Genomic DNA, 15,030 nt, shown 5'->3' with positions numbered 1-15,030 from the left:
GTGATCAACGTTCAGCGGGAGTCTCCATCCAAGGAACGATGTCCTCGTCTACTGTTCCATTTGCTTGCCGAGGAAACCTGCGGCAGTTTCAGCCATTTTCACTTCCATCTCGCCCATGTTCACGGATTCGTCCTTGTTCAGCAGCACGACGCTGCCAATCGGGTCTCCTCCTGCAATGATAGGCGCGGCGACAAAAGCGGACAACGCTTCCGGATTGTCTTTGCTGATCTCATACGTACCGTTGTTGCTTTCCAGTACCGTCTTGCGATTTTCCATGCAGTTTTCAAGAAGGTTGCCGATCGGCTTGTCCAAATACTCCTTCTTGGAGCCGCCTGCAACGGCGATAAACGTATCACGGTCCGATATGATCGTGATGTGGCCTGTACTCTCATAAAGGGACTCTGCATATTCCTTCGCAAAATCGCCCAATTCACCGATCGGTGAATATTTCTTCAGAATGACTTCGCCATCCCGGTCCACGAAGATTTCGAGCGGGTCGCCTTCGCGAATCCGCAGTGTGCGTCTAATTTCTTTTGGAATGACCACGCGCCCGAGGTCATCAATACGGCGGACGATACCAGTAGCTTTCATGTCACTTGTTGCCCCACTTTCATAAGAAGATTTTTCAACTACTGTTCCATTCGGGAAGAGGATGTCCCCAGGTATATAAGAGTTAATGTCTGACCATAGTATTCATCCATTCCCAATTCCTTATACATCATCTACCCTCTGTTGGTTGCGAAATCCAAAAATAAATCTCGTCAGGAGCGACTTCACCGCCCGGGGGGAGAAAAAATCCATAACGCGCGCATCGCACGTTATGGATTCAAAGGATCACGCCATTTCATCATCACGCTGGCCGTCGATTTGGCCTCGCAGCACAATATCCTTGTGCCGATGCCGGGCCACGGGTTTATTTACCCGTATCTTCCTTGCCTGCATCCGGTGTTTGGTCGCCCTCTGCCGGTTTGTCGGTCGTGCCGTCCGTCTTCTGGTCGCCCGTGCCTTCGGCAGGCTTGTCCGCATTCTCGCTCTTCGGAAGGTTCATGCTCTCAATCAGGTTGTTGAGTTCATTCTGCATAAAGTTGTCGATCTTCGCCGAAGCCAGTTCGCTACGAATGCCTTCCTTCTGATCGGCTGGAAGCTTGTCATACGTCACTTCCTCGCGCTTCTCCACTTTCATGACATGGTAGCCGTAATCGGTTTCTACCGGATCGCTGATTTTGTTCAGTTCCAGCGTTAAGGCCTTTTCCTTAAATTGAGGCACCCAGCTGCCTGCCGGCTTGTTCTCATACAGGCCTCCGCTGTCCTTGGAGCCCGGGTCCTGGGAATATTCCTTCGCCAAAGCAGCAAAATCCTCCCCTTTATTCAGCTTGGACTGTACTTCCTTGGCAATTTTGAGCGCCTCGCCCTCCGGTCTCTCCTTGCCTTCGGCATCTTGAAAAGCAATCAGGACATGACGAACGCTAATGTTGGTATAGTCCTTCTTGTTCGCATCGAATTCCTTCTTGATATCCTCTTCGGTTACCTGATTCTTCTCATGCTCCATGACGGTCATGACGCGAAGCATATAATTCTTCAGGTCGTCCTCCGTCAATTTTTGGGATTCCAGGGCGGATTTAAACTGTTCCTCGCCCATTCCGGCTTTTTGCTGCTTTAACAAATCATCCGTTTGCTTCTCGGCAGCTTCCTTGGCTTTATCGTCAGCTTTGGCGTACAGGTACTCATACGCTACCCCCTGTTTCGCCAAATACTCCTTAAATTCATCCATTTGCAAAAATTGGGCATATTCCGGGGACATGAACTGAATCATGCGCTGTTCCAGGTCAAATTCCTTCTCGGTAATTTCTCCACCCTTATATTTGACAATGACTTTGCTGTTATCTTCTTCGGCACCTTTAGTCTTGTCGTTTCCGCACGCAGCGATCATCGACATGGATAGTACAGCTGTGATCGATACAATAAACGTCTTCCATGCCTTATTATTTCTTGACGGCATTTTGTAGTTCTCCCTTCAGGTTGAATGGCCCTTTTGCAGCCTCCAGGAATTGCTCAAGCAATTCTAACAGTTGTTGATCGGATAGTCCCTTGCCTTTGATTCGAATGGCCATCGCCGGCCCTTGTTCAAATTGTACACGTCTTTCGAACTGATTTCCAATTTGCGCAAGCCCTGCGGTGTCCACCGCTTTATCCTGCCCTTCATAAAACTGCAGCAGAACGTCGTCCCCGCGCTGGGTAATGGAATCGATCCCGTACGTACGGCCATATACCTTCAAACGGGATACGGCAAGCAGGTTGCTTACCGCCAGCGGCAGCTCGCCAAAGCGGTCAAGCAGCTCGTCCTCAAGCTCAGCCGATTCGTCGATCGAGGAAACGACGGCCACTTTTTTATAAATTTCGATCTTCTGAATGCTGTCATAGATGTAATCGGACGGCAGGTAAGCGTCAATCCCCAAATCGATGGACGTGTTCCAGTCCTTCGACGGCAATGACGGCTCGCCCAGCATGCTGACTTTGCGTTTCTGAATCTCCTCTGCCAGCATCTGTGAATACAGGTCAAACCCGACCGAAGCGATGAAGCCATGCTGCTCCGCCCCGAGCAAGTTGCCCGCTCCGCGGATCGACAAGTCCCGCATTGCAATCTTGAATCCGGAGCCCAGCTCCGTAAACTCTTTAATCGACTGCAGCCGCTTCTCGGCTACTTCGGTCAGCACCTTATCCCGCTGGTACGTGAAATAGGCATACGCGATCCGGTTGGAACGTCCGACGCGCCCACGCAGCTGGTACAGCTGGGAGAGGCCCATTTTGTCGGCGTCGTGCACGATAAGCGTGTTGACATTCGGAATGTCGACACCCGTCTCGATAATGCTTGTGCTCACCAATACGTCGTATTCGCCGTCCAGGAAATCGAGAATGGTCTTCTCCAGCTCCGTTTCCGACATTTGGCCATGCCCTACGCCTACGCGGGCCTCCGGCACCAGCATCGATATCTGGGCTGCCATCTCTTGGATCCCTTGAACCCGATTGTAGAGATAGTATACCTGGCCACCTCGGGCCAGCTCCCGTTCAATGGCTTCCCGCACCAAAGTCTGGCTATGCTCCACGACATACGTCTGCACCGGAAAACGGTTCTCCGGCGGCGTCTCGATCACGGACAAGTCCCGAACGCCGAGCATCGACATATGCAGCGTGCGCGGAATCGGCGTTGCCGTCAGCGTCAGCACGTCGACATTGGTCTTCAGCTTTTTCAATTTTTCCTTATGCGTAACGCCAAAGCGCTGCTCCTCATCCACGATCAGCAGCCCCAGGTCCTTGAACACAATATCCTGGGACAGGAGTCGGTGCGTGCCGATCAGAATATCGACCGAGCCCTGCTTCACTTTTTTGATCGTCTCATTCTGTTCCTTCCGGCTGCGGAAACGGCTCAACACCTGGATATTGATCGGGTAATTGGCGAAGCGCTCCCGGAACGTCTCGTAATGCTGCTGGGCTAGAATCGTGGTCGGTACCAGCACCGCAACCTGCTTGCCTTCGATCGCCGCCTTGAATGCAGCGCGAACCGCCACTTCCGTTTTCCCGTAACCGACGTCACCGCATAAGAGCCGGTCCATCGGCCGGTTCTGCTCCATGTCTTTTTTGATTTCGGTAATGGCCCGAAGCTGATCGGGGGTTTCATCATAAGGGAACATGTCCTCGAATTCCTGCTGCTCGGACGTATCCTTCTCAAATCCGTACCCCGGCGCAGACTGACGCTCGGCATACAGCTTGATCAGATCGTCGGCGATATCCTGAACGGAGGAACGAACCTTGTTCTTGACCCGCGTCCATTCATTTCCGCCCAGCTTGTAAACCTTCGGCTCCTTATCCTCGGAACCTACATATTTCTGGATGAGATCGATCTGTTCGATCGGAACGGACAGCTTATCGCCCCCAGCATAGAGAATATGCATGTAGTCCTTATGGATTCCGTTGATTTCGAGCGTCCCGATCCCCATATATTTCCCGATGCCGTGGTTTTGATGCACTACATAATCGCCGACCTTGAGCTCCGTATAACTCTTGATGCGCTCGGCGTTGTCCATATTCTTCGTGGTTTTGCGTGTTTTTCGCTGCTTTGAGGAGAACATCTCGCTCTCCGTAATAATGGCCGCGTGAACCGAGGGCATCTCGAAGCCGTTCTGGAGATGGCCTTCCAGCATAACCGGTTCTTCGATGCCGTAGTCCTGCAGAACCCGCCGCATCCGGTCCATCCGCTCCGCATCGCCGGCAAGCATCATGACCTGGACGCCTGACTTCTTCCAGCGTTCCATCTCGGCCTTGAGCACGTTCATCTGGCCATGGAAATCCTGCATGCCGCGCGTAATGACATTGACGATATTCTGCGGCTGCATTCTCGGCACCTGGCGCAGGAAGATGGAGATCATCAGACTCTGGTAAGGATGCTGATAAATCAGCTCCTCCGTATCCAGGGACAACGGCAGATCCGGCAGCGATTTGCCGTTTTGCATCAGATGCAAATTCCATTCCGCTTCATCCCGCTCCAACTGCTTGGCTGTTTCCAGCAGACGGGCAGGCTCATCCATGATCAGAATCGTATCCTTCGGCATGTAATCGTACAAATTGGTCTTCTCCGGATACAACAAGGAGATATATTTATAGATTTCAGGAAAGTAGATCCGCTCGCGCAGCATTTCGACTTCCCGGTGTATTTCATCCCGCAGGCGGAGCTTGGCCTGACGGTCGCTCATGCGTTCAAGCTGCGCCTCCAGCAGGCGGACCACCGTATCCGCCGTGCGGCTGAGCCGCTCCGCATCCGCAATGATTTCCTTGCACGGTGTGATCATAACCTCCCGGACCTTGTCGATGGAGCGCTGATCCGTCGGATCAAAGGTTCGGATCGAGTCGATATCCTCATCAAACAGCTCGACGCGGTACGCCATGGCCGTTGTCATCGGGTAGAAGTCGATGATCCCCCCGCGGACGCTCATCTCGCCGCGGCGCTCTACCCGTTCCACGCGTTCGTACCCCATCTCGATCATCCGGTTGAGGAAGGCGTCCAACACGAGGGTCCCGCCGTCGTGAAGCACGATTCGGGCATCGGACATCACCTCGGGAGCGGGGAGAAGGCGGCGCACGCCGGAAAATGGCGCAACGACAATACCCCGGAATCCTCTTGCACAACGGACGAGCACATCGATCCGCTGCGCCAGAGTCTCGGGGCTTGAAACGGCCGACTCCGCCGCCACCAGTTCATTCGCAGGGTATAACAGCACTTGATCCGATGACAGCGCTTCCTGTAAATCATCTGCGATTTTCTGGGCTGAAAACATATTATGAGTGACCACGAGCAGCGGGCGCTGCTGGTCCTGGTGCAGGGCAGCCATTAAGATCTGCCTGGACGACCCGGAAAGACCGGAGATCAATTGCTCCCTCATGCCGGCATGAACGCCAGACGTTATGGATTTGAAGTCCGAATCCTTCGAAAATACATCAATAAGTGCTTGTAACAAAAGGGGCACCTCTCTTATGCAAAAGAAATGAATTTCCTAGACTCTATTTCTCATGGAATTTTAGACGATTGCCGAAAAATTATAACCGAAAAGAAGCCTTGAGCAAAACTGCCAAGGCTAAAGCAGCGGCAGGCTCTGCCGCTGTATGTCATCTACGAAAAAACGTCGTGTACCCCATTATACTCTCATTGCAGGGGGTTTGCCAAAAGGCTGAGTTCCGGATGGGCCTCGAGCGCTTCCCTGCAATGATCGCAGGTTACCCGAACCATCACTTCTCCGTTAAAATCATACGCTATTATATCCCTGCGTTCCTCAGGGGTCAAGGAATCAAATCCGAGACGGGCTTCGGATACATCATGGGAATCGATGCGGCCCTGGAACGCTCGACAATGTCTGCAAACATAGGTTATCGCCATCATGTGCCTCCTGAAGGTCGTATATTACCTTCAGTATGTCCGGATTTCCCTTGTTTAAGACCCGGATGTCCCCATTATCGAATGCCTCGGAGTCATCTTACCGGGATACTTCATCTATGTTGCTCTTCTACGACTTGTTAAACTTCGCCATAGTCTGCTCAAAGGTATGACCCAAACTGAATTCCAGTGCGTCACAGGTCTCTTCCACCATGTGCTGCAGCTGTTCGCGCTCCTTCTTCGGGAACGTCCCGAGCACGTAGTCGACAATCGCATAACCCGGCTCGGGTCTCGAAATGCCCATTCGGACCCGGTTGAAGCTCTGGGTCCCGGTATGCTGAATGATGGACTTGATGCCGTTATGTCCTCCGGCGCTGCCCTGATACCGCAGGCGGATTTTACCGACGACGGTATCCAAATCATCATAAACCACAATCATGTCTTCCAGGCTCACCTTATAATAATCCATATAAGCACGCACTGCCTCGCCCGAGAGATTCATGAACGTCATCGGTTTGATCAGGACGGTTTTGGTGCCGCCAATCATTCCTTCGGCGATGACCGATTTGCATTTATTCTGATTGAACTTCAGGCCATGGCGCTCTGCGAGGGCATCCAATGCCATGAATCCAACATTGTGGCGTGTCTTCTCATAATTGGGACCGGGGTTGCCCAGTCCGACAATCCATTTCATCACAGGTTGATTCCTTTCACGATTTATACTTTCTTCTTTGCGCATTTCTGAGTACAATATGAACAAAACCTATTGGCGTTATGCCCTCATAAGAAGGTGAATCGGCATTGAAAGCTTTCGAACAGAAATTAACGCATCACAGCCATTTTCAATACCATATGAAGCATGGCATCCCTGTTCAGGTCTATGAACTCGGTTGTCACATCGACGTGGGTCTGATCACTGCGGTCGACGCCTATTTTGTCGAGCTTGAGGGAACGCTGTACAACCGGAGTACGTTCACTTTCATCTCCAGGCCCGGATACTGACAGGGGATGGACGTCGCCCTGATATTGGCAGGTCATGATTTTGAAAACGTTTTCTTGATGGCTGTCCATCTGCATCTGACAAGGGCCGTAATGCCGTCATAGCCGACAAGGGCTACATTTCCCTCATGAGGAGATGTAACCCTGCCTTTTACACGGTTTATTATTCTATTTCAAACAACTTGCTGATCGACAATTCCTCGTGAACCCGGATGATGGCTTCACCCATCAACGGAGCAACCGACAGTACCGTCAGTTTGCTGCTAGGGTTCGGATTGGTGATCGGAATGGTATCCGTTACGACAACTTCCTTCAGCGGGGAGTTTTCCAGACGCTCATGGGCAGGGCCCGAGAGAACCGGATGCGTACAGCACGCATAGACTTCCTTCACGCCGCCTTCCATCAACGCATTGGCACCCAGCACAATCGTTCCGGCGGTATCGATGATGTCATCGATCAAAATGGCGGTCTTGCCTTCGATATTCCCGATAATGTTCATGACCTCACTGACATTCGGCTCCGGCCGGCGTTTATCGATAATCGCCAGCGGGGCATTCAGGAAATCAGCAAGCTTTCTCGCGCGAACCACGCCGCCGTGATCCGGAGATACAACGACCGGGTTCTCGATCTGCTTCGAACGGAAATATTGGGCAAGGATCGGCACGCCAAGCAAATGATCCACCGGAATATCGAAAAATCCTTGAATCTGCATCGCATGCAGGTCCATCGTAATGACGCGATGAGCCCCTGCCTTTTCGATCAGGTTGGCAACCAGCTTAGCGGTGATCGGATCCCGCGAACGCGCTTTACGGTCTTGACGGGCATATCCGTAATACGGAATAACCACGTTGATGCTCTTCGCGGATGCCCGCTTGAGCGCATCCACCATAACCAGCAGCTCCATCAGGTTATCATTCACCGGCAAGCAAGTGGACTGCACAATATAGACATGACAACCCCGTACGCTCTCGGAGAGCTTAACTTGAATCTCGCCGTCACTGAAGCTGGTTGTATGCGACTCTCCCATCGGAATGCCGATGTAATCAGCGATTTGATGGGCAAGTTTAGGATTGGAATTACACGTGAATATTTTTAATTTAGAATCAAGATAAGTCATAGAATAAAAACCCTCCGTGCTGGTTCGTTGAATTAGGCTATCCGATCACCGCTTCTTATCTTGGAAAAGAGAAGCAGGGATAATTACGATTTCTTGTTCTTCTTGGCGATGGCGCGTGCCCGGATCTTCTCTGCGTACCCTGGCTTGTTCTCCTGACGCTGTCTGGCGATGGCCAGATCATTGTCCGAGACGGAATGCGTAATGGTCGAGCCTGCAACAACGAATGCGCCCTTGCCCACCTTCACCGGTGCAATCAAATTCACGTTGCTGCCGATAAATGCATCATCTTCAATCTCGGTAATGGACTTATTATAACCATCATAGTTGACTGTAATCGCACCGCAGCCGATATTGACGTTTTTGCCGACTTTGGCATCGCCAACATAACTGAGATGGGATACCTTAGAGCCGTCGTCAATCGTCGCGTTCTTCACTTCGACGAAGTCGCCCACCTTCACGTCAGCTCCGAGTTTTGCCCCCGGACGGAGATAAGCAAAAGGCCCTACCGAGGTTCGGGAGCCGACTTCAGCGCTGCTGAGCACCGAATGTTTGACGCTGGCACCATCCGCGATAACGGAGTCCTCGATGTCGGTGTCCGGCCCGATGACGCAGTCTTCGCCGATTACCGTGTTCCCTTTCAGAACGGTACCGGGATAAAGCACGGTATCCGAACCAATCTGAACGTCGGCTCCGATATACGTAGAAGCCGGGTCAATGATGGTAACACCGTTCAACATGTGCGAGCGGTTGATGCGCTCTCTCATGAAGCCTTCGGCTTCCGACAACGCCAGACGGTCGTTGACGCCAATCGATTCGGCGTAGTCATCCGTCTGATAAGCAAGCACGGTCTCGCCGGCTTGTTTCAGGATGCCGATGCAATCGGTCAAGTAATATTCCTGCTGCGCATTCTGGTTGGTTACGTTATCCAGTGCAGCAAATAGCTTTTTATTGTCAAAGCAATAGGTACCGGTATTAATTTCAGTGACGGCGTCCTCTTCCGGACTGCAATCTTTCTGTTCGACGATCCGAAGCGCGCTTCCATCCTCGCCTCGAATGACCCGGCCGTAGCCTTTCGGGTTATCCATATGCGCGGTGAGCACCGTGGCGGCCGCGTTGCTGCTTTCATGAAGCTTCAGAAGATTCTCCAGCGTCTCAGACGTCACCAGCGGAGTGTCCCCGCAAATGACGATCGTGGATCCTCTCTTCACCGCCAAGCAGTTCCTTGGCTTGCTTCACGGCGTGACCCGTTCCGAGCTGCTGCTCCTGCAGAACATACTCGGCTGCGTCTTGCAGATAGGTGCGAACCGCTTCCGCGCCGTGGCCAACGACCACAACACTGCGTTCGCAGTTCACCTGCTGTACCGTTTGGACCACATGTCCGACCATCGGCTTGCCACAAACAGGATGCAGCACTTTATATAGTTTGGATTTCATACGTTTGCCCTGCCCAGCGGCGAGCACAATAGCAAATCTTTTCAAGGGCCATGCCTCCTCCTCTTGAACTCACTACTGAATATATATCATTCTACAAAAAAAGAAAAGAGAGCCATAGGTATGGCTCTCTTTTCCTTGAACCCCAATTATAAAACTTAAGCGCCTTCTTCAATCACTTCTTCTTCAGTAGCCGCTCGCTCATACTCGGCCAATACAGCCGATTGAATCTTCTCGCGGGTACCGGAAGAAATGGGATGGGCAATGTCGCGGAACTCTCCGTCAGGAGTGCGTTTGCTCGGCATTGCAACAAACATTCCATTGTTTCCGTCGATGACGCGAATGTCGTGAACGACAAATTCATTATCGATGGTAATGGATGCGATTGCCTTCATTCTCCCCTCAGAGTTAACACGGCGGAGTCTGACATCCGTAATTTGCATATGTGTTCACCACCTTTTTCCATCAGAGACTTGGTGTATAATTCCACACAGCAAACCCGAAATCCTTCTTTTTTCTACTACAAAATGTCCTAAAAACAGGAATTTTTTTTAGAATGTGATATTTTCGACAGACTTCGTGCCGATTCGAATGAAAACGCTATTATATCGACAAAAACCGCGTGCCTAGTTTTCGAAATAATTACCAGGTTTGACGGTAATTCTCTTGGTTTTGGAGTCTACGTCGCTCAAAACCGCGAGTGAAATATAGTCCTCCAGGAGTCTTTCCTCGGTTTCTACCGATCCCGATTCCACGAGGACCCCGACGCCTGCGACTTCGGCATTAAATTCACCCAGCAGATCGACCATCCCCTGAATGGTGCCTCCTGCCTTCATGAAATCGTCCACGATCAGCACCCGGGAGCGTTCCTTGAGCGCCCGGCGGGATAAAGACATCGTATGGATGCTCTTGTGCGAACCCGACACATAATTGATGCTTACGGCCGACCCCTCCGTCACTTGATGGTCCCGGCGAACTAGTACGACCGGCAGGTTCAATTGCGCCGCCGTCGCATAGGCCAACGGAATTCCTTTGGTCTCCACGGTCATGACCACATCGATCTCCCGGTCGGAGAATGCCGTCGCAATGATCTTGCCCGCTTCGTTCATGAGCGTAGGTTGTCCGAGCAGATCGGACATGTACAGGTAGCCGCCCGGCAGAATCCGATCCGATTGCTGAAGCTGCTGGCACAGCTCCTCCGCAAAGCGCAGGGCATGGTCTCTGCGCAGCTTCGGAATGTACCTTACCCCTCCGGCCGCGCCGGCCAGCGTCTGAAGCTCTCCGAGCCCCTCGCTCTCAAATACGTCCTTAATGATCGCCAAATCCTCGCTAATGGACGACTTGGCTGCTCCATATCGCTCGGCGAACGTTGTCAGCGGAATCAGCGTATGCGGTTTGGATAGTAAATATTGGGTCATATCGACCAATCGTTCGCTTCGTTTTAATTTTTTCACCTAGGGTTCCTCGCTAAATCCGAATATTATATGTTAAATATAACACTTTTGTACGTATTTATACAACTTTGATTGCAATTCGCCCCCGAATTGTCAATTCCAACCGTTTCTAAGTGAGCAGGCGAACGGCATACACTTCCTTGCAGAAGCCCCGAAGGCCATTGTAAATCCGGGCCACCTTGGATTCCTTGGAGACCAGCCCGAAGACGGTAGGACCGCTGCCGGACATCAGCGCGCCGTCAGCGCCCAATTTCAGCATACCTTCCTTCAGCTGCTGAACTTCCGGGTGCATCTTCAAGGTGACTTCTTCCAGCACGTTGCCCAGCGACTGGCACATCTGCTGGAAGCTGCCCTGCGCCAGCGCGTCCACCATCCGCTCAGCCGAGGGATGGGACTGAATTTGCTCGCTGCGCAAGCGGCCATACACCTCCGCCGTCGACACATTGATCGGCGGCTTCGCCACGATCACCCAGCATTGCAGCGGATTCTGGATCGGCGTGAGGACTTCGCCGCGCCCCGTAGCCAATGCCGTGCCGCCAGTCACGCAGAACGGCACATCGGAGCCGAGCTCGGCACCGAGCGCGAGCAGCTCCTGCTGGGGGATGCCGAGCCCCCAGAGGCGGTTCAAGCCGCGCAGCGTTGCCGCCGCATCGCTGCTGCCTCCTGCGAGTCCCGCGGCAACGGGAATTTTTTTGTCCAGGTGGATATGTACACCCTTCTTCACGTCGTAGCGCTCTTTGATTAGTCTTGCTGCCTGAAAGGCCAAATTCTTCTCGTCCAGCGGTATGTATCCTGCCTGAGAGGTGATGATGATGGTGTCCCGCTTCTGTTCGGACATTTCGAGCCGATCGGCGAGGTCGATCATCGTCATGACCATCTCTACCTCATGAAAGCCGTCAGGACGTTTATGGAGTACATCCAGCATCAAATTGATTTTGGCCGGTGCTTTTTCGTATATTTTCAAGAACGTTCACCTATCCTTAGCTTTTCCCATATGCTTGAACTTAACATATTCGAGGAAAAACATCTAATGCCTCTATATTATCAAACTCAGGCTTTGAAGTCATGGGACCGTTTGATGACGTTTACGATGCACCGGCTTTAAGAAAAACGCCTATCGACGCGAATAACGTAAGCTGTTCCTGCGAGTCAGGAAGCTAAAGATGAAACAAACAGGGCCTTCCGCTTAATCGGAAGACCCTGCTGCGATGCGGCCATACTCTTACAGGTCGGATTTGCGGGCTGCCCGCTCGGCGAGCTCAATCGCCCGTTTTACCATGTTGCCGGCATCCTTGGCCTTAATGCCTCCCCAGCCCTCTTTTTCCACGGTGTCGTAGAATCCCAATTCTTTAGCCAATTCGGTCTTCAATTGATCGGACATGATGCTTCGTCTTCTTCTGCTCATCAATCCCGCCTCCTTGGAAAATGTATTGAGTATGGCATGAACAGCATCCTGCGCGACGCAGCGGCCTTCCATGGGCCTTACGCATGCTTAAATCTCCGTCACCGCATAGAACGGCTGGGATAAGCTTCGCGCAGCTTTAGTATGCGTTTAACCCGTCCTTGTCATCCCTCCGGAAGGATGGCAACAAAAAACAGCCTCCCTGTAAGCGGAGACTGCTCTCATGACGTATCGTTATGACTTGATATAGGTGATTCGCATCTCGTTGTCGTCACCGGTGACCATGATCTCCACGGTTTCGGTCAAAATATCCGCATAACTGTAAGACACACGTTTAAAAGTTTGCTGGTCTTGGTCCAGCTTCACAATGAAAACAGAAGGGTACGTTTCTTCCAAAACACCAGTACGCTCGACGGTCTTCCGACGGCCACCGTTTGCCCGAAGCGTAATTTTTTGCCCTAAATGGGCATCGAGACTGCGTTTGATTTCCAACAGCGCATTTTTAGCCATTGTCGACGACCACCTCTTTCCTTGTCCATTATACCGAAGATTACATCATTTGTCAATTCAAAAACATTAATTATATCAGCATCAAAAATATATTGTCAATGTATTTTTTTTGACCCTGCCATTCTCGCGCTCATTTGCTTTAATATGTGCTAAATTGACAAGCTTTATGTATTCTTTTTGACAACTTTCTTAACGAATGGAAAGGAAAAATAAAAAAACCCCAGCGAGTGGGGTTCTTCTTGGTTCATTTTCCAGCGGTTATTGGACCTCTGATCGAACGGATTAGGCGCCTAACTGACTGAAGGCGTAACCTTCAAGGTGGACAAATCCTGCAGCTTGGGCAGACCGATCCGGTAGCTGCCTCTCGTCTCAATTCCGCCTACGCCCTGGCTGCCGCTGATCGTATGATGGACCACGTCATGGATGTTCACGGTATCCCGGACCGACGTATAGGCCGCTTTAGCGGCGACGTAAACGGGATCCAGCGCATGGATGAGGATTCGCCCCGGCGAGCTGGCAAAATTGGCTCCAGCCTGCAGCAGCGCCTCAAAATGCGATTGGCACGCTCCGGCCACGATGACCAGGGAATCCAGGTTCCGCTCATATTGACGCGCCACCTGAATCGCCGTGACGAAGTTGTGGGAATTCTTATAGCTGTCCAGGCTATATAAATCGTATGGCTGACGTCTCTTCAGAACCCCATCATGCCCCGTGATCACAACGATATCAGGTCTTACCCGCGGAAGAAGACGATATAATGAATCGGCCATCCCCGACTCATTGATATAATGGCCTTCCGCTGGGACCCGAAGCTGGTTGTACAAGGTCATGCTCTTCTTCAGATATTGGGGATCTCCATCCAAATGCAGCACCTTGCCCGGCACGTCAAAGTATCCTTTATCCGCAAGCTGGCCGCCTTCAGTATGCCGCAGGCTGGCCAGTTGACGTTCGCTCTGCTCCTGTCTTTGCTTCTGCAGGCGGTCCAGCGATTCATTGGCTTTGATCTGCGCCTGCTTTGTTCGTTCGCTTAAGGTGGGATGCGGGACCGTAACCAGATCATCAACGGGAGCATCGGCCAGTAACCGGAATTCCGTCCCTTTGATGACGATATTGTTATTTTGCCGCATGCCTTCTACCCGGAACGTTACATCGCCGCCGTAGGATTTACGAACGACCAAGTCTCCCAAGTTCATCACAACATCACCCCTACCCTATGGTATGGGCTACTGTGACTATTGGTTCTTGTTCAGCGCCAATTTATCGCGCGGAGGCCATCCGTAAGCTCCAGAGACTCCCTGAACGGCTGCGTCAACGGATATTGGCGCCGAACAGCACGTTGCTAAGCCGCGCATACTCCTCAATGCTAAGCGTCTCTCCGCGCCGTGAAGGCTCGATCCCTGCTTCCTGCAGCAGCTGCTCCAGCCGTTCACGTCCCTCACCCGGGAAGAACCGGCTCTTCAAATTGTTGGCAATCGTCTTCCGTCGCTGTGCAAATGAAGCCTGGACCACCTCGAAGAAGAATCGTTCATCTTCCACGCGGACGGGCGGCTGTTCCCGGACCGCCAGGCGAATCACGGCCGACTCGACGTTCGGCTGCGGAATGAACACCGTGTGCGGCACGATGCAGACCAGCTTAGGCTCGCTGTAGTATTGAACGGCAATGCTGAGACTTCCGTAATCCTTGCTTCCCGGTGCAGCGGCCATCCGTTCGGCCACTTCCTTCTGAATCATCACCACGATGTTCTCCAGCGGCAGCTTCTCCTCCAGCAGCTTCATGAGAATCGGCGTCGTCACGTAATACGGCAGATTGGCAACCACGCTTACCTTCGATACGTCCGCGAAATCCTGACGGAACAGCTCATGAAGATCCACCTTCAGCACATCCCCATGATGAACCCTCACGTTCCCGTAGGGCTCCAGGACTTCCCTTAGGATGGGAATCAGGCGCTGATCGATTTCGACCGCGGTGACGGTTCCTGCCGTCTGCGCCAGCTTCTCCGTCAGTGCACCGATGCCAGGTCCGATCTCGAGCGCGCCTTTATCTTCATCCAGTCCTGCAGCTTCCACGATTTTATACAAAATATTCTGATCGATGAGAAAGTTCTGGCCTAGACTCTTCTTGAAGGAGAATCCATGGCGCGAGATGATCTCCTTCGTCCGTCTTGGTGTTGATATATCCTCGATCCGACTCATT

Annotated in this window: 14 protein-coding genes and 1 pseudogene; 1 reads left to right on the top strand and 14 read right to left on the bottom strand. The window is 52.1% G+C overall.

Annotated elements, in window-relative coordinates; translation table 11 throughout:
- Window positions 1-48: 48 nt before the first annotated feature.
- The 5 genes from spoVT to pth all read right to left on the bottom strand — a co-directional run bounded on the left by spoVT (window position 49) and on the right by pth (window position 6,617).
- A complete protein-coding gene (gene spoVT / locus P0X86_RS32935; protein ID WP_009591908.1) occupies window positions 49-591 on the bottom strand; it encodes a stage V sporulation protein T in 543 nt (180 codons plus the stop codon).
- 322 nt (window positions 592-913) lie between these two features.
- Window positions 914-1,999, bottom strand: coding sequence for a peptidylprolyl isomerase (locus tag P0X86_RS32930; protein WP_192570144.1), 1,086 nt, complete (start codon window positions 1,997-1,999; stop codon window positions 914-916).
- Window positions 1,983-5,510 (bottom strand): transcription-repair coupling factor, encoded by a 3,528-nt coding sequence (gene mfd, locus P0X86_RS32925; RefSeq protein ID WP_213581012.1) that lies wholly within the window; start codon window positions 5,508-5,510, stop codon window positions 1,983-1,985. Before mfd ends, P0X86_RS32930 begins: the two co-directional genes overlap by 17 nt.
- Before the next feature lie 185 nt (window positions 5,511-5,695).
- Entirely contained in the window at window positions 5,696-5,926 is a 231-nt protein-coding gene (locus P0X86_RS32920) for an anti-sigma-F factor Fin family protein (protein ID WP_009591947.1), read from the bottom strand.
- Window positions 5,927-6,053: 127 nt separating this feature from the next.
- A complete protein-coding gene (gene pth, locus P0X86_RS32915; RefSeq protein ID WP_012818314.1) occupies window positions 6,054-6,617 on the bottom strand; it encodes an aminoacyl-tRNA hydrolase in 564 nt (187 codons plus the stop codon).
- 107 nt (window positions 6,618-6,724) lie between these two features.
- Here pth and P0X86_RS32910 point away from each other — a divergent pair, with 107 nt between their 5' ends.
- Window positions 6,725-6,925 carry a hypothetical protein gene (locus P0X86_RS32910; RefSeq protein WP_006207422.1) on the top strand — a complete coding sequence of 67 codons (201 nt, stop codon included), beginning with the start codon at window positions 6,725-6,727 and terminating at the stop codon, window positions 6,923-6,925.
- A gap of 160 nt (window positions 6,926-7,085) precedes the next feature.
- Here the strand turns inward: P0X86_RS32910 and P0X86_RS32905 are convergent, their stop codons facing one another.
- From P0X86_RS32905 to rsmA, 9 genes and pseudogenes are all read right to left on the bottom strand, one after another.
- Complete coding sequence (locus tag P0X86_RS32905; protein ID WP_006207421.1) at window positions 7,086-8,039, bottom strand: ribose-phosphate diphosphokinase; 954 nt, start codon at window positions 8,037-8,039, stop codon at window positions 7,086-7,088.
- A gap of 83 nt (window positions 8,040-8,122) precedes the next feature.
- Window positions 8,123-9,518: pseudogene (gene glmU / locus P0X86_RS32900) on the bottom strand (bifunctional UDP-N-acetylglucosamine diphosphorylase/glucosamine-1-phosphate N-acetyltransferase GlmU).
- A 110-nt stretch (window positions 9,519-9,628) separates the two neighbouring features.
- A complete protein-coding gene (gene spoVG / locus P0X86_RS32895) occupies window positions 9,629-9,913 on the bottom strand; it encodes a septation regulator SpoVG (protein WP_006207419.1) in 285 nt (94 codons plus the stop codon).
- A 183-nt stretch (window positions 9,914-10,096) separates the two neighbouring features.
- Window positions 10,097-10,924 (bottom strand): pur operon repressor, encoded by an 828-nt coding sequence (gene purR / locus P0X86_RS32890; RefSeq protein ID WP_012818313.1) that lies wholly within the window; start codon window positions 10,922-10,924, stop codon window positions 10,097-10,099.
- 109 nt (window positions 10,925-11,033) lie between these two features.
- Window positions 11,034-11,888 carry a 4-(cytidine 5'-diphospho)-2-C-methyl-D-erythritol kinase gene (gene ispE, locus P0X86_RS32885; protein WP_277747441.1) on the bottom strand — a complete coding sequence of 285 codons (855 nt, stop codon included), beginning with the start codon at window positions 11,886-11,888 and terminating at the stop codon, window positions 11,034-11,036.
- Between the two features lie 258 nt (window positions 11,889-12,146).
- Window positions 12,147-12,329 carry a small, acid-soluble spore protein, alpha/beta type gene (locus P0X86_RS32880; protein ID WP_009591920.1) on the bottom strand — a complete coding sequence of 61 codons (183 nt, stop codon included), beginning with the start codon at window positions 12,327-12,329 and terminating at the stop codon, window positions 12,147-12,149.
- Between the two features lie 231 nt (window positions 12,330-12,560).
- Window positions 12,561-12,836 carry a biofilm formation stimulator Veg gene (veg, locus tag P0X86_RS32875; protein WP_006207415.1) on the bottom strand — a complete coding sequence of 92 codons (276 nt, stop codon included), beginning with the start codon at window positions 12,834-12,836 and terminating at the stop codon, window positions 12,561-12,563.
- Window positions 12,837-13,126: 290 nt separating this feature from the next.
- Window positions 13,127-14,029, bottom strand: a complete 903-nt coding sequence (gene yabG / locus P0X86_RS32870) for a sporulation peptidase YabG (protein WP_012818311.1) — start codon at window positions 14,027-14,029, stop codon at window positions 13,127-13,129.
- Between the two features lie 115 nt (window positions 14,030-14,144).
- Complete coding sequence (rsmA, locus tag P0X86_RS32865; RefSeq protein WP_192570146.1) at window positions 14,145-15,029, bottom strand: 16S rRNA (adenine(1518)-N(6)/adenine(1519)-N(6))-dimethyltransferase RsmA; 885 nt, start codon at window positions 15,027-15,029, stop codon at window positions 14,145-14,147.
- Window position 15,030: the final 1 nt, after the last annotated feature.

Source organism: Paenibacillus sp. BR1-192 (assembly GCF_029542445.1).
Lineage (GTDB): Bacteria > Bacillota > Bacilli > Paenibacillales > Paenibacillaceae > Paenibacillus_AQ > Paenibacillus_AQ lautus_A.
This window is presented reverse-complemented; position numbering and strand designations above follow the sequence as displayed.

Coding starts and splice junctions, on each gene's coding strand:
- P0X86_RS32880 (WP_009591920.1), bottom strand. CDS start 12,329: ATGAGCAGAAGAAGACGAAGCATCATGTCCGATCAATTGAAGACCGAA.
- pth (WP_012818314.1), bottom strand. CDS start 6,617: ATGAAATGGATTGTCGGACTGGGCAACCCCGGTCCCAATTATGAGAAG.
- rsmA (WP_192570146.1), bottom strand. CDS start 15,029: ATGAGTCGGATCGAGGATATATCAACACCAAGACGGACGAAGGAGATC.
- P0X86_RS32930 (WP_192570144.1), bottom strand. CDS start 1,999: ATGCCGTCAAGAAATAATAAGGCATGGAAGACGTTTATTGTATCGATC.
- yabG (WP_012818311.1), bottom strand. CDS start 14,029: ATGAACTTGGGAGACTTGGTCGTTCGTAAATCCTACGGCGGCGATGTA.
- P0X86_RS32920 (WP_009591947.1), bottom strand. CDS start 5,926: ATGGCGATAACCTATGTTTGCAGACATTGTCGAGCGTTCCAGGGCCGC.
- veg (WP_006207415.1), bottom strand. CDS start 12,836: ATGGCTAAAAATGCGCTGTTGGAAATCAAACGCAGTCTCGATGCCCAT.
- spoVG (WP_006207419.1), bottom strand. CDS start 9,913: ATGCAAATTACGGATGTCAGACTCCGCCGTGTTAACTCTGAGGGGAGA.
- P0X86_RS32905 (WP_006207421.1), bottom strand. CDS start 8,039: ATGACTTATCTTGATTCTAAATTAAAAATATTCACGTGTAATTCCAAT.
- spoVT (WP_009591908.1), bottom strand. CDS start 591: ATGAAAGCTACTGGTATCGTCCGCCGTATTGATGACCTCGGGCGCGTG.